The 18412-nt window shown below is 62.1% G+C and carries 18 protein-coding genes, 2 pseudogenes and 1 riboswitch; of the genes and pseudogenes, 7 read left to right on the top strand and 13 right to left on the bottom strand.

The annotated features are described in order from the left end of the window. Positions 1–7 precede the first annotated feature (7 nt). The 4 genes and pseudogenes from PspS04_RS17215 to PspS04_RS17200 form a co-directional block, all read right to left on the bottom strand. Positions 8–916 (bottom strand): annotated as a pseudogene (locus PspS04_RS17215) (ABC transporter substrate-binding protein); the annotation flags it as partial. Continuing rightward, a complete protein-coding gene (locus PspS04_RS17210) occupies positions 909–1280 on the bottom strand; it encodes a (2Fe-2S) ferredoxin domain-containing protein (protein WP_159996801.1) in 372 nt (123 codons plus the stop codon). The gene PspS04_RS17210 and the pseudogene PspS04_RS17215, both read right to left, overlap by 8 nt. 13 nt (positions 1281–1293) lie before the next feature. Beyond that, complete coding sequence (locus PspS04_RS17205) at positions 1294–3159, bottom strand: TonB-dependent receptor plug domain-containing protein (RefSeq protein WP_237235025.1); 1866 nt, start codon at positions 3157–3159, stop codon at positions 1294–1296. A gap of 205 nt (positions 3160–3364) precedes the next feature. Continuing rightward, positions 3365–3568: riboswitch (cobalamin riboswitch) on the bottom strand. 954 nt (positions 3569–4522) lie between these two features. Beyond that, complete coding sequence (locus PspS04_RS17200; RefSeq protein WP_159996797.1) at positions 4523–5134, bottom strand: glutathione S-transferase; 612 nt, start codon at positions 5132–5134, stop codon at positions 4523–4525. 364 nt (positions 5135–5498) lie between these two features. On the opposite strand from PspS04_RS17200, the gene PspS04_RS17195 reads away from it, so the two are divergent. Both PspS04_RS17195 and PspS04_RS17190 read left to right on the top strand, forming a co-directional pair. Then, positions 5499–5903, top strand: a complete 405-nt coding sequence (locus PspS04_RS17195) for a TraR/DksA family transcriptional regulator (RefSeq protein ID WP_095171462.1) — start codon at positions 5499–5501, stop codon at positions 5901–5903. Positions 5904–6233: 330 nt separating this feature from the next. Next, complete coding sequence (locus tag PspS04_RS17190; protein WP_159996795.1) at positions 6234–6455, top strand: hypothetical protein; 222 nt, start codon at positions 6234–6236, stop codon at positions 6453–6455. Here the strand turns inward: PspS04_RS17190 and PspS04_RS17185 are convergent, their stop codons facing one another. Both PspS04_RS17185 and PspS04_RS28130 read right to left on the bottom strand, forming a co-directional pair. Next, positions 6456–6686 carry a hypothetical protein gene (locus PspS04_RS17185; RefSeq protein ID WP_095171458.1) on the bottom strand — a complete coding sequence of 77 codons (231 nt, stop codon included), beginning with the start codon at positions 6684–6686 and terminating at the stop codon, positions 6456–6458. Between the two features lie 157 nt (positions 6687–6843). Continuing rightward, entirely contained in the window at positions 6844–7092 is a 249-nt protein-coding gene (locus PspS04_RS28130; RefSeq protein WP_401131024.1) for a hypothetical protein, read from the bottom strand. A 428-nt stretch (positions 7093–7520) separates the two neighbouring features. Here PspS04_RS28130 and PspS04_RS17180 point away from each other — a divergent pair, with 428 nt between their 5' ends. The 3 genes from PspS04_RS17180 to PspS04_RS17170 all read left to right on the top strand — a co-directional run bounded on the left by PspS04_RS17180 (position 7521) and on the right by PspS04_RS17170 (position 8893). After that, entirely contained in the window at positions 7521–7970 is a 450-nt protein-coding gene (locus tag PspS04_RS17180; RefSeq protein ID WP_095171455.1) for a hypothetical protein, read from the top strand. After that, positions 7970–8173, top strand: coding sequence for a hypothetical protein (locus tag PspS04_RS17175; RefSeq protein WP_159996793.1), 204 nt, complete (start codon positions 7970–7972; stop codon positions 8171–8173). The genes PspS04_RS17180 and PspS04_RS17175 overlap by 1 nt, the downstream gene beginning before the upstream one ends. A 282-nt stretch (positions 8174–8455) precedes the next feature. Beyond that, on the top strand, positions 8456–8893 hold the full coding sequence (locus tag PspS04_RS17170) for a DUF3995 domain-containing protein (RefSeq protein WP_095171451.1): 438 nt from the start codon (positions 8456–8458) through the stop codon (positions 8891–8893). Positions 8894–8902: 9 nt separating this feature from the next. Here PspS04_RS17170 and PspS04_RS17165 read toward each other — a convergent pair whose 3' ends face one another. From PspS04_RS17165 to PspS04_RS17135, 7 genes and pseudogenes are all read right to left on the bottom strand, one after another. Beyond that, a complete protein-coding gene (locus PspS04_RS17165; protein ID WP_095171449.1) occupies positions 8903–9271 on the bottom strand; it encodes a Na+/H+ antiporter subunit G in 369 nt (122 codons plus the stop codon). After that, on the bottom strand, positions 9268–9546 hold the full coding sequence (locus tag PspS04_RS17160; RefSeq protein ID WP_095171447.1) for a K+/H+ antiporter subunit F: 279 nt from the start codon (positions 9544–9546) through the stop codon (positions 9268–9270). Before PspS04_RS17160 ends, PspS04_RS17165 begins: the two co-directional genes overlap by 4 nt. Then, positions 9543–10031, bottom strand: coding sequence for a Na+/H+ antiporter subunit E (locus PspS04_RS17155; protein ID WP_159996791.1), 489 nt, complete (start codon positions 10029–10031; stop codon positions 9543–9545). Before PspS04_RS17155 ends, PspS04_RS17160 begins: the two co-directional genes overlap by 4 nt. Next, positions 10028–11713, bottom strand: coding sequence for a monovalent cation/H+ antiporter subunit D (locus tag PspS04_RS17150; protein ID WP_159996789.1), 1686 nt, complete (start codon positions 11711–11713; stop codon positions 10028–10030). Before PspS04_RS17150 ends, PspS04_RS17155 begins: the two co-directional genes overlap by 4 nt. Beyond that, entirely contained in the window at positions 11710–12054 is a 345-nt protein-coding gene (locus PspS04_RS17145; protein WP_005789164.1) for a Na+/H+ antiporter subunit C, read from the bottom strand. The genes PspS04_RS17150 and PspS04_RS17145 overlap by 4 nt, the downstream gene beginning before the upstream one ends. Next, complete coding sequence (locus tag PspS04_RS17140) at positions 12054–14972, bottom strand: monovalent cation/H+ antiporter subunit A (protein WP_159996787.1); 2919 nt, start codon at positions 14970–14972, stop codon at positions 12054–12056. The genes PspS04_RS17145 and PspS04_RS17140 overlap by 1 nt, the downstream gene beginning before the upstream one ends. Positions 14973–15269: 297 nt before the next feature. Beyond that, positions 15270–16279, bottom strand: a pseudogene (locus tag PspS04_RS17135) (DMT family transporter). Between PspS04_RS17135 and PspS04_RS17130 the strand changes: the two are divergent. Both PspS04_RS17130 and PspS04_RS17125 read left to right on the top strand, forming a co-directional pair. After that, on the top strand, positions 16274–16837 hold the full coding sequence (locus tag PspS04_RS17130; protein ID WP_095171440.1) for a helix-turn-helix domain-containing protein: 564 nt from the start codon (positions 16274–16276) through the stop codon (positions 16835–16837). The pseudogene PspS04_RS17135 and the gene PspS04_RS17130 overlap by 6 nt on opposite strands. Positions 16838–16900: 63 nt before the next feature. Further along, the gene (locus PspS04_RS17125; protein ID WP_159996785.1) at positions 16901–18346 is read left to right on the top strand and encodes an FAD/NAD(P)-binding protein; all 1446 of its coding nucleotides are present in this window, start codon (positions 16901–16903) and stop codon (positions 18344–18346) included. The last annotated feature ends 66 nt before the right edge of the window (positions 18347–18412 follow it).

Here is an 18412-nt window from a genome sequence, read left to right as displayed (position 1 = left end):
CCATGCGTATCTCCTTTAAACGCTGCGCCAACTCCAGCGCCACGCGCCCGCTGGCGAACGTTGGCACCAGGTGGGCGAATGGTACGTCGAGCATGCGGTTTTCCTTCACTGCCCGCAGTTGCGAGAGCACCGGGTCGTGGCGCAGCAGATAACGCTTGCGGCTGGCCGGAGACCAGACGGCGTCGGCCAGCAACAGCACGTCGGGGTCACTGTCGAGCAAGGTTTCGCGGCTCACGCTCAGGCGGCCCAGGTCGACCTCGGCGAAGGTGTTGCGCGCCCCGGCGGCGCTGAGCAGGGCCGTGACGAAGGCGTTTTTGCCGACGCTGTCCAGGCCGTCCGCCTCGCTATCGAGGTAGAACACCGATAACGGTTTGGCACCGCTGTGCAGCGCCGCGGCCCGGGCCAGGTCGGCGTCGAGGGCGGCGCTCAATTGCTGCGCCTGCCCGGGGCGTTGCAGCAGAGCGCCGAGGGTTTGCAGGTCGGCACGGATGTGCGCGAAAAAATCCAGCGAGCGCTGGTCGCAGGCGGACTCCAGCAGGTAACTGGCGATGCCCTGGCGAGCCAGCATCGGCCGTGAGCTCAGGTGTTGCGCAAAGGCCGAGGCAAACCCGCCCACCACCAGGTCGGCGTGCTGGGTGTACAGCACCTCGGCCGATGGATAACGTTTGGAGATCAGGGGGATGCCGCGGTAGGCGCCTTGTTCGATCGCCACATTGTCATCGTCGATATAGGCCACGCCAATCAGCGCCGGTCCGGCTCCCAAGGCCAGCAAGGTGTCGGCACTGTGCTGGTTGAGCGCGATGATTCGTTGCGGTGCCTGTTCGATTTCCCGGGTTGTCCCGCAGTTGTCGTAGGTCTGCGCCAGTGCGGGTAGCGGGGCACAGAGCGACACACTGAGCAGCAGTCGCCTAAGCATTGGACGGATCTCCTGCAGGCGCGCCGATCAGCAGGTGCGCGACCACCCCACCCGCCACCAGATGCCCGTCCACCAGTTGCTTTACCTCCTGGTCATCGCGCACCCGGTACCAGCAAGCATCCGGGTACACGGTCAGGACCGGCCCCAGGTTGCAGGGGAACTGGCAGCCGGTGCGGGTCAGCAGGACCCCCGCCGGTGTTTCGATCCGGTCATGCTTGAGCAATTCCCGGCGCAGGGTTTTCCACAGCGCCAGGGAACCCCTGGCCACACACCGCGGCCCGGTGCACAAGAACACCTGGCGGGCGTGCGGCGGGATGCTCGACCAGGCCGGATCGCTCGGCACGCCGTTGACGTCATTTTCCATGGCAAGCACTCCCTCAGAAACGGTAGGTGTAACGCACCTCGGTGGTGAACGGCCGGCCGAGGTTCTCCACGGACGGGCTGCCGGTGGTCATGCTGGTGGCGTAGTCACGGTCGAACAGGTTTTCCACCAGCAGGCTCAGGCGGTGGCGCCGGGCGTTGTCCAGGTAGCGATAGGCATCGGCATCGACCACCGAGTAGTGGCCGTAATCCACGTCCTTGGCGCTGACCACCGAACGGATGTAGCGCAGCGACCCTCCGGCCCCCCACAAGCGATTGTCCGACTCATAGCCCAGGCGTGAGCGGGCGAAGAAGCTCGGGATGTTGCTGATGGTCACGCCGTTGCGGCCCTCCACCAAGTTGCGGGTCATGTCGCCTTGCAGGCTCCAGCGATCATTGAGCTGCCATTGGCCGTCGACTTCGATACCGCGCACCAGGATCTCGCCATCACCGTTGACCCACTGGTCGCCGTCGAGGGTGATAAGGTCATCGATTTCCCGGCGAAAGCCGGTGACGCTGGCGCTGAATTCGCGGCCTAGCAGGGTGCCCCGGTAATCCAGGCCGAGTTCGGCATTGCGGCTCTTCTCGGCCTTGAGGTTGGGATTGCCCATCTCCTCGCCAGGTTCGTTGACGTACAACTGCTCGGCATTGGGCAGCTTGTAGGCGCTGCCGAACTGGCCTCGCAATGCCCAGTGCTCCGTCAGGTCGTAGAGTGAGGTGAGCATGCCGACCGTGGCGCTTTCACCGCCGCTCAGGTGCTCCTGGCGAACGCCGATGCTCGGGTGCCAGTCCGGTAGCGCGGCGATCACCGGGCGCAATTGGGTATACAGCGCGTGGGCTTCGGCCTGTTGGTTGTCGATGACCATGACATCGTCCTGGCCCTTGAACCATTGGTTGTCGCTGCCGAACACCAGTACGTGGCCATCGGGCAGTTCGGCCTTGCCCTCGGCCTGCAGGCCCCAGTCGGTGAAGCCCCAGTAGTCGTTGTGATTGAGCACCCGGGTGCCGCCGCCTTCGAGGTTGTAGACCCGGGTGTAGCGGGTGTCCCAGTCGTTGACGTGGCCTTTGAGGAAGTAGCTCAGGTCTTGATTGACCTGCTGTTCGAAGGTCGCCGTGGCGATCTGTTGCACCCGGTCGTTGCTGGTGTTGCGGTTGTCCGTGGGGCGGGCGAAGTCCAGGTTGGCGTCGCTGTACTGGTAGAACAGTTCCAGGCGCGAATCGTCGCCGAAGGCCTGGGTGGCCTTGGCGCCAAAGGTGCTGACTTCGTAGCCGCGCTTGCGGTCGGTGGCGGTGCTGCGCATGTCACTGCTGCGAAATGGCTGGTAGCCGTCGGAGACGTTGTGGCTGACGTACGCCAGCAAGCCAAGGTCGCCAAAGCCGTTGCTGACGATCTGTTCGGCGCGCGCGTCGCCGCTGTGGCCCATGAAACTGTCCAGGCCCATGTTGACTTCACCGGAGGTCTCGCGGGTCTGGGCGCTGCGGGTGACGATGTTGATCACCCCGGCCACGGCCTGGGTGCCGAACAGCAGGCTTTGTCCGCCCTTGAGCACTTCGATGCGTTCGATGGCATTGGCCGGCAGGGTGTCGAGGTAGAGCCCACCGTACAGGCGATTGTTCAGGCGCACGCCATCGAGCAGGATCAGCGTGTCGTCGTTGCGCCCACCCAGCAGCGAATAGTTGGCGTAGTCGAAGGGGCCGTTTTTCGGCGCGACGTAGAGGCCGGGCACTGACATCTGCAGCACGCGGGTGATGTCGGCGTCGGGGCCGGCGCGTTCGATCCGGGCGCGGTCGATGATCTCGACCTTGCTGCCGAACCGCGCCATTTCGGCGACGGTGGTGGATTCCACCGACGGGGCGCTGACGAGTTGCTGGTCGAGGGTCATGGCCGAGGTGTCGGCCAGGGCGGGTGGGCTGATCAGGCAGAGCAGGGCGCCACAGGCATACAGTCGCGCAGGACGCTGGTCCTGGCTGGAAGGAGTTGGAATCTGAGTCATTTTTGGTCTTCTCGAAAAAAATCTTCGCAGAAGCACGCAGGAGAAAGTACCGGACACGCGCCAATACCGGCCCATGCCCGCCCACCGCAGGTTTGCCAAACAGAAATTCCAGGCCGGTCTCCGGGCTTGCGAGGCTCGAAGCGTTCACCTTCCCAGGCCTTTGGGCCCAGTGGTCTGTCGAACGCGTCACTCGCTTACCGTTGCGGGGGCAGCACCGGACTAACCCTGAAAGGGCGCACCGGTTTCCCGTTTCACCTCATGCACGGCGGCATGAGACACCTGAAACTGGGCGGTATCTGAACACTCGGATGACCGTTCGTCAAATAATCAGGTGGGCGCTAGGTGCAAGGCTTGCTCGCGATGGCCGTAGGTATCTACACAAATTTGTAGCGGCCTGGGGCGAGGGAGCTTGCTTGCGTGGCGGCCTCTGGGGGGTTGGATTAGGCGGGGTACATATCCATTTCTGCGGTAACGGCCTCCTATGGTTCCGCCTGACGGCGGCTCACTTTTGGACAGCGCAAAAGTAAGCAAAACGCTCTTTCCCCACCACTCGGTGCCTCGCTTAGGCTCGGCATGCCCGTACTCCGACATTGATTTGGGGGGCCGCCGCAATGGGCCCTCCCTGGCCCAGTGCGGCTAAACCGGCGTCCTGCCGGTTTACCCCCCAAATCAATATCGGACTCCGGCCAGCGTGGTTAACGGGGCGCCCAGGATCAAAAACAAAGCGAGGCGGCCTTAAAGCCGACCTGATCGCTGGGGCATGCGCGGTGTGGCTTCTACTTCCTAAGACGCTGACGAAGTCAGCAATCTTTTGATCTGGCTCTGGCTCTGGCTCTGGCTCTGGCTCTGGCTTTTGATCCTGGGCGCCCCGTTAACCACGCTGGCCGAACGCAGGCTTGAAGCCGTGGGTAACCCGGCAGGACGCCGGGTTAGCCGCCCCGCGCCATGGATGGCGCGTGGCGGCGGCCCACGGATTCAAGCCGGAGTGAGGGCACACCGAGCCTAAGCGAGGTGCCGAGTGGTGGGGCAAGAGCGTTTTGCTTACTTTTGCGCTGTCCAAAAGTGAGCCGCCGTCAGGCGGAACCATAGGAGGCCGTTACCGAAGAAATGGATATGTACTCGGTCTAATCCAACACCCCAGAGGCCCACAGGTGCAACGTCGCACCACAGTTGTGTAGATACCTATACCGCGATGGCGATATCTGAAAGGCCATCGCGGGCAGGCCGGGAGCGGCAAGCATCAGGCGAGGCCTCAGGTCATCGGGGTCTCGATAAACGCCGGCTGCTGTTCGGCATACGCGGTAAATGCGCTGATCAGTGGAAACTGCGTGATGTCGACCTGATCGGGCACCACCAGCAGGGTGAAGCTCCAGGCTACGGCGAGGGTGATGCCGTCCTGTTGCAAGGTGCCATCCATGGGCAGTGGTTGCCTGGCCAGTTCCCGCTCCAGTGCCGAGTACGCCGCATGCAATTGCCCGCTGACCCGCTCCAGCCAGGGCGCATGTTGTTTCTCGGCGGGGCGCAAGTTGCGTTCGTAATAGATCTGCACCGACTTCTCGCACGCGGCCAATGCCAGGCCGATCAGCCGCAAGGAGCGCAGGCGCTGATCCAGGGACGCCGGCATCAGGCTTTTACCCGGGCTGCCCAGGGCTTGCAGGTAGTCGATGATCAGGGTCGAATCCATCAGCACTTCGCCGTCGTCCAGCACCAGCGTGGGCGCCTTGACCACCGGGTTGATCGCCTGGAACGCCTCGAAACCGCGGAACACCGAAATCGAGGCGTGCTCGAACGGGATGTCCAGGGTCTTGAGGCTGATGGCGACACGTCTTACATAAGGTGAATCGAGCATTCCGATCAGCTTCATGTACAACTCCTTGGAGAGTGGCGGGGCTAGGGACAGAATCTAGCGCTAAATGACTGGCCTTGAACACTTCTGGCGGGCGCCTGTCGCCGTTTGTCTTCTATATACAGCCGCTGGGTTGAATTTCTTGCTATAAACGCACTCCGATAAACGCCCAAAGCTTGCCGCAGAGCAATTTAAGGGCTTTGTCAGACAAATTCCCTGTCTTTTCAGTTGCTGAGGCCGCCCCTCGGCCTTAGACTGCCGCCCCCTCGTAAATTGACTGCTGGGTGGCGCTTGGAATGTATGGCGCCTTTGCGAAACCTGGCAGGTTGACCGGAACGCATCCTGATTCGCCTTAATGCACGTATTTTTTATAGAGAAATCAATGACAAAGGATAAGTTGCTGGCCATGCCGGCGGATGACTACATGAATGCCGAGCAACAGGCTTATTTCACTGAGCTGCTGCAAAACATGAAGGTGGAAACCCACGAGCGTATCGAGCAGAACCGCATCGCCATTGAAAGCCTGGACACCCCGGCAGATCCGGCTGACGCGGCTTCGGTCGAAGAAGAGCGCACCTGGCTGGTGAACGCCATTGACCGTGACCAGCGCATGCTGCCTCAGCTGGAACGTGCCCTGGAGCGCATCGCTGACGACAGTTTTGGCTGGTGCGACGACAGCGGCGAGGCTATTGGCCTCAAGCGCCTGCTGATCAGCCCGACCACCAAGTACTGCATCGAAGCTCAAGAACGTCACGAGCAGATCGACAAGCACCAGCGTCAAGCTTGATTCGCGCGGGTCACCCTTAGAGGGTTGCCGCAAACAAATCGCAACTTGCAACAGCGTCCGAGGCGGACGTTGCTGCAGGTTGCGATTTTTGCGTTTGGCGTAATGCTGGTCATTGTAGGAGCGAGCTTGCTCGCGATGAACTCAAAGACAGCGCGTTTGTTCAGGTTATACGCGTCATCGTTAACGTCCATCGCGAGCAAGCTCGCTCCTACGCGCGATTGTTACCGGTTACGCAACTAAATAGTGCAGGCACATCGCTATTTCCCCGTTCGGCTATTCATTACCATAGGCCTATTGATAGGAAGCTAATGAATATCCCGAGGGGGGTTCATGCAATGTAAGGTCGATGTTGCCGTGATGATTGGCAGTGGTGTGCCTGCCGGGTTGCGGGCGTTGGGGCAAGCAGTGTGCTGGGTGGTCCTGCTCAATGGCGAGCAGTACGGAACGGCCTTTGGCAGCCGCACAGAGGCGCAAGCCTGCAAGGATGCCTGGTTGGCGCAGTTGAATGCCGGGCAGCCCGAGAGGCCACGGGCCGCAGCAGCGAAAGTCTGATCAGCTCTTCAGGGCGCCTTGATCGACGGCGAGCTTGAGGGCCTTGGCCGACTCCATGGCCGCGACGGCAGCCACTTCGCAGGTCTTGAACCAGCGGTCTTTTTCGACCTGGTGATAGGTGATGGTGGTCAGCGGTGGTTTGGCACGCATAACAATCACTGCCTGGAATTCGCCGTCGATTTCTCTGGCTTCGCCCCGGATGAAAAACTCGCCGATATCAAATTCGGTCACGTGCGCCTTCCCTTGGAAATTATTCTATTGATTGCAACGCAGTCCGCCGAGGAGGCTGGGTCTCAATGGTCGGGCAGTATGGCAGTTGTTGCGGGGAGGCGGCGCAGTTATGTCATTGGTATGACGAAACACCTGCGCCGGTTTACAGGGCGGTTACTTAGTGGCTGGCTTCGAAGGTGCGGGCGAGGGCACAGGCTTCGTTGTGGCTCATACGGAAACCCCTTACACGACCTGTAGCGGTTTCTGTGATATGAAAGAAGCCATTCCCAGCGAGTATGACTTGATAACGCAATTGAAGCGGTGCTGGAAAAAGCTCGCCGATCGCCCTGCAAGTCCCGTCGTGAACGGTCTGTGGCGAATAGTGGCGGTTGCTGGTGATTAGGCTGGCAAGGTGTTGTGAGTACATAGGAATTCCTTTTCTATGGTTTGCCGACGGTCGCACGTCACTTTCAGTAGTCTAGGAGCGCTTGGCTGCTCTAGAATCCTCCACTGACTGGAGGTAGGTGCTCATCTAAAGCAATTTTCTTCAGGCTATATGTCAGAAAAATGCTTTTTTTTATGAGCTTTTTCCCTAAAGTTGATAGTCCAGTATTCTCTGATCGTTAGAAGGAACATTTCCTTCAACATCCGACGACTGCCAGAGACGACGGTGCGAGTGGTTATCCAGTAGCCTGCTCGTGCCTTGCGATGAAGCGGTGCTCTACCGGCTTCACGATGACAGCCTGGGCCATTGTTGCGACATCTTCGGTACGGCCGTTTTTTTGCTGCCTGTTTTTCTGCCGGCAGTGTCATTTCTGATGTGGGGATATTTCGTTGGCAGTAAGTAATCTCGATATGCACGCTTTGTTTGTGCTGGGTGATTTGCGCGCAAAGCTGGTTAAGCAGTTTCAATCTCGTTTCGTCTACATCACCGAGCAAAACCCCGAAGGTATCTACGTCGCCGAGATCGATACCGAGTCGGCCCTGGTGGTGGATGACAAACAGCGCCTTGAACTCAAGGTCGGCGATCATTTTCGCGCCGCGGTATTACCCAGCCGCGAAGGCGGCAAGTTGGAAATCAAGTTTCGCGAAATCAAACTGACGGTCTACGGCCTGGGTGATTACGCGTTCGTCACCACTGCCGATGGCCAAGCCATCGTGTTCAAGGAAGGCCATAGCGTGGTCACCGTGTTTGCTGCGCATCAGCAACTGCAGGAAGGTCTGACCAAGACCCTGAAGGCCGTTACCGCCAAGGCAGCGAAGTTCCGCAAGGGTGAGTTGGTGTCGTTCAAGGCCAGTGAGTAATGAGCCTGTCCCGGGCTGATTTTCATCAGCAGCACCAGGCACGCGCCCACGCCCATGCACTGCAGTTGTTCGCCGAAAAGGCGGTCATGCAAGGTGCCTGGCTGAACTGGGTGGCTTCACAGCTCTACCTGTTGCGCCCGGCGGAGTACGCCAGCATGGTGCGCCGAGAATTGCAGCAACTGCAGGAACCGCCCGCCCGATAAACCTCGTCCCGCGATCACTGGACCCTCTACTGCAGTCAATTGACTGAATAAGCAGCGGCTGGCGTTTTTCCTGCGCCAGGCGGTCCTGACATCGCTCAGGCACCGATCCACTTTACCGACCTGAACTGGCAGCGCGGCAGCCAGGCCTGCGCAGCGTAAGCGAACTGCGGGGCACGAAGATATTGCTCATACCGATCGGCGTTTCATTGATAAATCGCAAAGCATTGAGGATTAGTCTGGTCTAGGCTGTTTTTTCTGCCAACGATTCAAGGAAACTCGATCATGACCTTCGTGCTTGCTCAATGGCTTGCAGGAGCATTTGTGGTGATCAGCCTGATCCATGTGTACTGGGCGCTGGGTGGTCAATGGGCCAATGATGCGGTAGTGCCCTACGTCCCGACGCCCGAGGGCAAGGGGTTGCGCCCGGCCTTCAAACCTTCGTCACTGGGCACCCTGGCAGTAGCCGTCGGGCTGCTGCTGATTGCCCTGATGGTGAGCTTGCGAGTGGGACTGCTGGTGCCACAGATTCAACATTGGTCGCTGCAATGGTTGATCAGCGCGATTGCCCTGCTGATGTTTGCCCGGGCCATTGGTGATTCGGACCTGGTGGGGTTCTTCAAGGAGCAGGTCGGGTCGAAGTTCGCGCGCCTCGACACCTGGGCCTTTTCCCCTCTGTGCGTAGTCCTGGGAGCGGGGCTGCTGACCGTCGCCTGGGTCTGAATCAGCCTCTCAACTACCGCTCTCGTTGCGCCGGCTGCTGACTTCAGCCGGCACGTCATCGCCCGCCATGCGCTTGCGGAACAACGCCGCGCGCGCCAGCAGCAGGGTCGTCACCGGCATGGTGATCGACAGCAGTATCGGGATCAGCCACGCATGTAGCACCGGACTGGACTTGAGCGTCGAAAAATAGATGATCGACGCCAGCGCTACGCACCAGGCCCCCAGGGTCGAGGCCAGTGCGGGCGGGTGCATGCGCTGGAAGTAATCCTTCAGGCGCACCATGCCGATGGCACCGATCAGGGCGCTCAGGCTGCTGATGACCAGCAAAATGGCCACGGTGATCTCGACCCACAGTGGCAATTGAGAAGCCTGGTTCATTCGATCACCTCGCCGCGCAGGAGGAATTTCGCCAGGGCAAAGGAGCCGACGAAGCCGAACAGCGCAATCAGCAGCGCCGCTTCAAAGTAGGTATCACTGGCATAGCGGATGCCCAGCACCAGCATCATCAGCATGGCGATGATGTACAGGTAGTCCAGCGCCAGGACCCGGTCCTGGGCCGAGGGGCCTTTGAACAAGCGGATCAGGGTCAGCACCATGGCCAGGGAAAACACGAACAGGCTGAACACAATCGCATTCGAGAGCAGGGCACTCATTCGAAGATCTCCATCAGGGGGCGCTCGTAGGTCGCCTTGAAATGCTCGATGAATTGCGCCTCGTCCTCCAGGTCGAACACATGCAGCAGCAGAATGCTGCGATCCAGTGCCAACTCCGACCAGACCGTGCCGGGCACCACCGTGGTGATCATCGACAGCGCCGCCAGGCCGTTGGCGTCGCGCAGGTCCAGCGGCACCTTGACGAACCGTGAGCGCGGCGGCCGTCGCTTGGCGTTCAGGACGCTCCAGGCCACCGCCAGGTTCGACCCCAGCACGTCACGCCCCACCAGCAGGAACAGGCGCAGGACCACCCCCGGGCGGCGGATGCGGATCGGTAGCGGGCGCAGCTTGCGCATCATCAGCGGGGCACAGAAGCCCAGCAGCGCGCCGAGCAACAGGTTGCCCGGGCTGACTGAAAGGTTCAGTACCAACCACAGTACCCACAGCGCCAGGGATAGCCAGGGAGCCGGAAACAGACGCCTCATGGGTGCACCTCCTGCGCGGCGGCCTGGGCTTCCGGACTAGGCACGGCGCGGGTGCCGAGCACGGCCATGACGTACTGCTGGGGATTGTTCAGGGTGTCGGCGGCGGCCTGGGTGAAACGCATCAGCGGTTCGGCCTTGAAGGTCAGCAAGATGCTCAGGCCCAGCAAGGCGATGATCGGCACGCACTCCAGGCGCCGCAGGACCGGTGGCTGGCGCTCTTCCGGGGTCCAGAAACGCTGGATGCCCAGGCGCGAGAACGCGATCAGCGAAGCCAGCCCGGACAGGATCAACAGCGCGAGCAGGCACCAGGCCGCAGTCGACACCGGCTGGCCCGAGGACGCGCCGAGCCCCAGCGGGTTGAGCAGGGCACTGAGCAGGCTGAGCTTGCCGATAAAGCCCGAGAGTGGCGGCATGCCGATGATCAGCAGGGCGCAGGCAATGAAGCTGAGGCCGAGAAAGGCCATGGTCCAGGGAATCACCTGGCCGACCACGGCTTGCTGTTCGTCGTCGAGGTTGATGCCCTTGGTCGGCGGGCTTGCTCCGAGTGGACGTGGCAGCGCTTCGACTTCGTCGTCCAGGGGGATTTCCACCGCCGTGCGCGAGCGCTCGATCAGTTCCGCCAGGAGAAACAGCGCACTGAGGGCCAGGGTCGAGCTGACCAGATAGAACAACGCCGCTGCCACCAGGTTCGGTTGGGCAAAGCCGATGGCCGAGAGCAGGATGCCGGCCGAGACCAGGATGCTCAAGCTGGCCATGCGTTCCAGGCGGCGCGCGGAGAGGATCGCCAGCGCCGCGCAGACAATGGTCGCCATGCCGCCGTAGATCAGCCAGTCACCGCCGAAATACGCCGAGGCTCCGGCCTGCCCGGAAAACAGCAGGGTCCACAGGCGCAGCAGGGTGTAGACGCCGACCTTGGTCATGATCGCGAACATCGCCGCCACCGGCGCACTGGCCGAGGAGTAGGCCGGCACCAGCCAGAAGTTCAGTGGCCACATCCCGGCCTTGGCCAGGAACGCCACCGCGAGGATTGCTGCGCCGGCATGCAGCAGGCCACGATCGGCTTCGGGCACCAGGGGAATCTTCAGCGCCAGGTCGGCCATGTTCAGGGTGCCGGTGACGCCGTAGATCAGCGCCGCGCCAATCAGGAACAGCGAGGAGGCCAGCAGGTTGATCGAGATGTAGTGCAGGCCCGCGGATACGCGGGTGCGGCCCGAGCCGTGCAGCATCAGGCCATAGGAGGCCGCCAGCAGTACTTCGAAGAACACGAACAGGTTGAACAGGTCGGCCGTCAGGAAAGCGCCGTACAGGCCCATCAGTTGAATCTGGAACAGCGCATGGAAACTGGCCCCGGCCCCGTCCCAGCGGGCCATGGCGAACAGCAGGGCGCTGACGCCGATGATACCGGTCAGGACCAGCATCAAGGCCGACAGGCGATCGACCACCAGCACGATGCCGAAAGGCACCGGCCAGTTGCCGGGCAGGTACACACCGATGGAGTTGGGGACGCCCTGTTGCTGGGTCCAGTACAGCAGCATCACCGAGATCCCCAGGCCGATCAGGCTGGAAAACAGGTTGAGCCGGGCCTTGAGTGGGCGATGTTTTTCCCCCAGCAGCAGCATCAAGGCCGCCGTCAGTAACGGCAGGAGAATGGGGGCGGCGATCAGATGTTGCATCCAGTTCATTCTTTAGGCTCCCGGCCATCGACATGGTCGGTGCCGGTCAGGCCCCGGGATGCCAGCAGCACCACCAGGAACAGCGCGGTCATGGCAAAGCTGATGACGATGGCGGTGAGTACCAGCGCCTGGGGCAGGGGATCGGTGTAGTTCAGCAGGTCCTGGGGCACGCCGTCCTTGATGATCGGCTCCTTGCCGATAAACAGGCTGCCCATGCTGAATATGAACAGGTTGACCCCGTAGGACAGCAGGCACAGGCCCATCACCACCTGGAAGGTCCGCGGACGCAGTACCAGCCAGACCCCGGAGGCCGCCAGTACACCAATGGCAATTGCGATGACTTCTTCCATCAGGCAGCTCCTGGCTTGGCAATGGGTTTGGGCTGGCTGCTCGGTTTGTGGCCACGCACCGATTGGTGCGCCAGGGCCGTCAGGATCAACAGGGTCGAACCGACCACCACGGCATACACGCCGACGTCGAAGAACAGCGCGCTGGCAATATGGATATCACCCAGCAGCGGCAAGCTGAAGTGCCAGGTATGGGTGGTCAGGAACGGATAGCCGGCCACCATGGCACCGAGGCCGGTGACGCTGGCGAACAACAGCCCGGTGCCCATCCAGCGCAACGGACGCAGGCTCATCTGTGCCTCGACCCATTGGGTGCCGGCCACCATGTACTGCAGGATGAACGCCACCGACATCACCAGGCCGGCGACAAACCCGCCGCCAGGCTGGTTGTGCCCGCGCATGAACAGGTAGAACGAGACCACCAGGGCAATCGGCAGCAGCAGGCGCACCAGCACGGCCGGGACCATCATGAAGCCCAGGGCGGTGTCGCTGGCCTGGCGCGGGTTGACCAGGTCGGTGACCACGTCGGGTGCCAGCAGGCGCTGTTGCGCCGGCAGTTGCATGCTTTCCTTGGGTGGACGGAAGCGCCGCAGCAAGGCGAACACGGTCAGCGCCACGGCCGCCAGCACGGTGATTTCACCCAGGGTGTCGAAGCCGCGGAAGTCCACCAGCATCACGTTGACCACGTTGCTGCCGCCGCCTTCGGGCAAGGCGCGGCTGAGGTAGAACGAGGAAATGTCGTTGGGTGTCTGGCGGGTCAGCATGGCGTAGGACAGCAGCGCCATGCCGACACCGACCGCGATCGACAGCAGCAAGTCGCGCAGACGGCGAACCTTGGCCCGGGCTTCGCTGCCTGGCAGTGGCGAGACTTCCTCGATCCGCCGTGGCAACCAGCGCAGGCCCAGCAGGATCAGCACCGTGGTCACCACCTCGACCACCAGTTGGGTCAGGGCCAGGTCCGGGGCCGAGAACCAGACGAAGGTGATGCAGGTCATCAGGCCGCAGACACTGACCATGGTCAGGGCAGCAAGACGGTGGTACTTGGCCTGCCAGGCGGCGCCCAGGGCGCAGACAATCGCCAGCAGCCACAGGGTGACGAAGACAATCGAGCCCGGGATCTTCGGCCGGTCGCCCCAACTGATACCGCTGCCCAGCATCGGGATCAACCCGGCCAGCACTGCCGCCAGCACCAGCAGGAACAGTTGTGCCTGCAGGCGCTTGGTGCTGATCCGTCGCTCCAGGCGGCGGGCCAGGCGCATCATCACCACCAGGCTGCGTTCGAACAGGCGCTTGCCGTTGAACCGGCCAATCAGCGGCGGGTACTTGAAGCGCCCGTGCTTGAACTGGTTGCGCAGCAGCAAATAGAGAATGATGCCGCAGGACATGGCGATCAGGCTCATGATCATCGGCGCATTGAGGCCGTGCCAAATCGCCAGGCTGTACTCGGGCAAGGTGCCACCGACTACCGGCAAGGCGGCAGCGGCCAGCAGCGGGCCGACCACCTGGGCCGGGAAAATCCCCACCAGCAGGCAGGTGAACACCAGCAACTCGACCGGCGCGCGCATCCAGCGTGGAGGCTCGTGAGGGGTATGGGGCAGGTCGGTGGCGGTCGGGCCGAAGAACACGTCGACCGTGAAGCGCAGGGAGTAGGCGACGCTGAACGTGCCGGCGATGGTCGCGATGATCGGCAGGCTGGTCTCGACCCAGGCGGTGGCATTGATGAATACCGTTTCGGCGAAGAACATCTCTTTGGAGAGGAAACCGTTGAGCAACGGCACGCCGGCCATCGAGGCGCTGGCGACCATGGCCAGGGTGGCGGTGAACGGGATCAGGCGGATCAAGCCACTGAGCTTGCGGATGTCACGGGTGCCACTTTCGTGGTCGATGATCCCCGCAGCCATGAACAGCGAGGCCTTGAAGGTCGCGTGGTTGAGAATGTGGAACACCGCTGCCACTGCCGCCAGCGGGCTGTTGAGGCCGAGCAGCAGGGTGATCAGGCCCAGGTGGCTGATGGTCGAGTAGGCCAGCAGGCCCTTGAGGTCGTTCTGGAACATAGCGCAGTAGGCGCCGAGCAACAGGGTGCAGGCCCCGGCGCCGCTGACGATGTAGAACCATTCTTCGCTGCCGGACAGCGCCGGCCACAAGCGCGCCAGCAGGAATACGCCGGCCTTGACCATGGTTGCCGAGTGCAGGTAGGCCGAGACCGGTGTCGGTGCGGCCATGGCGTGGGGGAGCCAGAAGTGGAAGGGGAACTGTGCGCTTTTGCTCAAGGCGCCGATCAGGATCAGGGGTAACAGGATGGGGTAGAGCGCGTGGGCGCGAATCAGATCGCCGGCGGCCAGGACCTGATCAAGGTCGTAGCTGCCGACGACATGGCCAAGCAGCATGACCCCCGCCAGTAGGCACAATCCACCGGCACCGGTGACCATCAACGCCATGTACGCGCCTCGGCGGGCGTCGGCGCGGTGGTGCCAGTAGCCGATCAACAGGAATGAGAAGAGGCTGGTCAGTTCCCAGAAGAACACCATTTGAATCAGGTTGCCGGAGATCACCAATCCGAGCATGGCGCCCATGAACGCCAGGAAAAACGCGAAGAAGCGCGGTACCGGGTCTTCGGGCGACATGTAGTAACGGGCGTAGAGCGACACCAGGGTGCCGATGCCCAGCACGAGCATGGAGAACAGCCAGGCGAACCCGTCCATGCGCAGGACGAAGTTCAGGCCGAGGCTGGGCAGCCAGGAGAATTCTTCGCGAATCACCCCGCCGTCGGCGATTTGCGGGTACAGCAAGGCTACCTGGATGGTGCCGACGAGGGCGACCAGTCCAGCGAGAATCGATTCAGCATTACGTGCATTGTGGGGCAGCAAAGCCGCCAGACAGCTGCCAATGAATGGCAGAAGCAGTAGAACTATCAGGGACATAGGCTTCTATTCTGCGCAAGTTTGTGAAGGATCATACTTGCCGAGGCCCGGATCACCAACTGCCAAGCTGTGGCAGAATCCTACAAGTTAGACTGAATTTACCTGTTTATCATTGTTTCGGTGGTGGGTAGATGTATGTGCATATCCGTTACTGCGGTGATGGCTACTTAGGGTTGCGCCCTGCTTTGCCTGGCTGGAACCTATCCCCTGTGGGAGCGGGCTCGCCCGCGATGGCGATCCCCACACACCACAAATCTGGGCGATACCCCAGCCCCCCGTAGCAGCCGCCTTCAACGCCTAAACAGCGTCCTGCACCTCGACGTCAGCCTTTTCCTTGGCCCTCCACTCACTGACAATCACCGCCAGCACGATCAACCCCGCGCCAACCAGCGCCAATCCTGGCAACCGTTCCCCGGCAATCCTTCCGACAATCCCGGCCCACACTGGCTCGCCGGCGTAGATCAAGGTCGCGCGTGTTGGTGAGACGCTTTTTTGCGCCCAGTTCATCGCCAGTTGAATCGCGGCGCTCGCGGCGCCCAGGCCGAGGGCGCTGGCCAGTAGGAACCAGGAGAATCCGGGAATAACTTCCCCGGTCGGTACAATCATCAGCAGCGCCAGGATCGAGGTGGTCGCCAGTTGCACCACCGTGACCCGCCGCACATCGACACGGCCGGCGTAGCTGCTGATCAGGATGATCTCGACGGCGATGGCTACGGCACTGATCAAGGTCACCAATTCGCCGGCATTGAAATTCAGCGATGCCCCGGCCGGGCCGCAGATCAGCATCAATCCGGTAAAGGCCAGCATGATGCCGATGCTGGGCATCAGCCCTGGCCGACGCCCCATCACCAACCATTGCAGCAAGGGCACGAACGGCACATAGAGTGCGGTGATGAAGGCCGACTGGCTGCTGGGGATGGTCTGCAGGCCGACTGTTTGCAGGCCGTAGCCGATCATGATCGCGGCGCCGATGAAGAACCCCGCCCTGAACTCGAACAGGGTCAGGTCACGCAAGCTGCGCCAGGAGAACAGGGCCACCAGGCACGCGGCGGCGGCAAAGCGCAGGCCGACGAAGAACATCGGTCCGCTGACGGTCATGGCGTGTTGCACCAGCAGGAACGTGCCGCCCCAGATCATGGTGATCAGCACCAGCACGCACTCGGCCTTGCTTAAACGCAGGCGCCGGGAAGAGGGATTGCAAGGGGTTGCCGGCGTCATGGTCTTGCGCGCTTCCTGAGTGGGACGCACAATGCGTCGACAGTTGGGCAGTATACTGCGCAATCAAAAAAGTGAGCAATATAGTGCACAAAGACCATGGCCAACGCGCCTCCGTCCTGCAACACGTCAGCCAGAATGTTCGCCGCCTGCGCCATGCCGCCGAACTGAGCCAGACTGCGCTGGCAGAAAAGTCCGGGGTCAGCCGACGGATGCTGGTAGCCATCGAGGCTGGCGAGAAGAACGTCAGCCTGACCACCCTCGACCGGGTTGCCGAAGCGCTGGACGTGGCCTTCAGTGACTTGATCCAAGCCCCCGACGCCCGTGACCCCAGTCGCATCAACGAGTTGGCCTGGGCCGGGGCAATCCCCGGCAGCCAGGCGGTGTTGTTGGCCAAGGCCAGCGCCAGTCGCGAGGTGGAGCTATGGCAATGGCGGCTAGAGCCCGGCGAGAACTATCTGTCGGAAGCGGATGCCGAAGGCTGGAGTGAACAGGTGTATGTCTTCGAGGGTTGCCTGACGGTGGTGCTGGGCGATGAGGAACGGCTATTGTCGAGCGGTGAGTTCATCAGTTTTGCCAGCGACCGCACCCACGCCTATCGCAACGATGGCGCCGTGGCTGTCAGGTTTGTCCGTAACGTGGTGATCTAAACCTCATGTAGATTCTCTAAAAGCTATCTAAATCATTGAATTAAAAATAATTATGAGAAATTCATGAGCGAGATTCCCTGCGAGCAAACACCGCCGGATTTCCGTAGCGCCGATATCCTGATTGTCGGCGGTGGCTTGAGTGGTGCACTGCTGGCAGCGCAATTGATGCGCCTGCCGGGCCGACGCCAGGTGCTGGTGATCGAACCGCGCGCCGAATTGGGTCGTGGTGAGGCCTACAGTGCCGTCGAACTGGGCCATACCCTCAATGGCAACGCGGCGCGGATGAGCGTCGATCCGGACAATGCCGATGACCTGAGCCAATGGCTGAGCGCCTTCATCGCCACCGGTGGCTGGCCGGAATCGGCAGAGCAAGCGGTGCCGGTTGCCGAGTTGTTCCCGCCGCGGGGGCTGTTCGGGGTCTATGTGCAACAGCGCCTGGCGCAAGCGCAGGAACAGGGTGCCCTGCAGGGCTCGAGCGTCGAGCATGTGCGCGGCGAAGTGGTGGACCTGCAGGTCGATGCCCAGGCGACCTGGTTGACCTTGAGTGACGGCAGCCGGCTACGCGGTGAGTTTGCGGTGCTGGCCACTGGCATGTTCCCGGCGGCGAGAACCCCGCAAACCCACTCCAGCGGGATCAACGCAGCGGCGCTCGATCCCTGGGACGTGGCGGCGATGGCGGAACTCGATCCGCACGCGACAGTGATGATCATCGGCTCCGGCCTGACCATGGTCGATGCCGTGGTCTCATTGGAGCAGGCCGGCCACCGTGGACCAATCGAAGTGTTCTCCCGCCACGGCCTGTTGCCGCATGTGCGGCGGCAACCGCCGGAGTGGGTGGATTTCCTGGCCCTGGACCCGGACATCCGCAGCCCCCGACAACTGCTTCACGAGGTGCGCCGCCAGTGCCGGGCGGCGCTGGCCCAGGGCATCGACTGGCAAGCGCCGCTGGACACCGTGCGCGCTCATATCGCGCGCTTGTGGAGCCAGGCCACGGACGTGCAGCGCCGGCAGTTCGTGCGGCATGTGCGGCCCTGGTGGGAAAGCCATCACCACCGTTCGCCACCCCTGAGTGCCAAATTGGTGGCCCGTTTGCATGAGCAGGGACGGCTGCGGATTCACGCAGCGTCGTTCAAGGGCCTGCTGCCGGCGCACGAGGGTCGGCTCAGCCTGGCGCTGCGGCGACGCGGCGAGTCTGAGATAACGGTGGTCGGCGGCGATGCCTTGATCAACTCCAGTGGCATCGAATACGACTGGCGCCGGGTTGCCCGGCCATTACCCCGGCAGTTGCTGGTCCGTGGCTTGATCCAGCCGGGGCCGCTGGCCCTGGGGATTGCCGCGCGAGCCGATGGGGCAGTGATCGACGCCCAGGGCCAGGTCGCCCAACGGCTGTTCGCCATGGGGCCACCCTTGCGAGGCATGTGGTGGGAAAGTACCGCGGTGACGGATGTGGCAAGCCAGGCCAAGGCGCTGGCGCAGCGTTTGGTACAGGGCCACCAGCCACCCCTGTAGACGCTGCCGAAGGCTGCGATCTTTGATCGAATGCAGCTTCGTTGCTCTCGGCAGCTCCTACAGGCT

The organism is Pseudomonas sp. S04, from assembly GCF_009834545.1.
Taxonomy (GTDB): Bacteria; Pseudomonadota; Gammaproteobacteria; order Pseudomonadales; family Pseudomonadaceae; genus Aquipseudomonas.
Note: the sequence above shows the minus strand (reverse complement) of the source record. Positions and strands in the feature narration are given on the sequence as shown.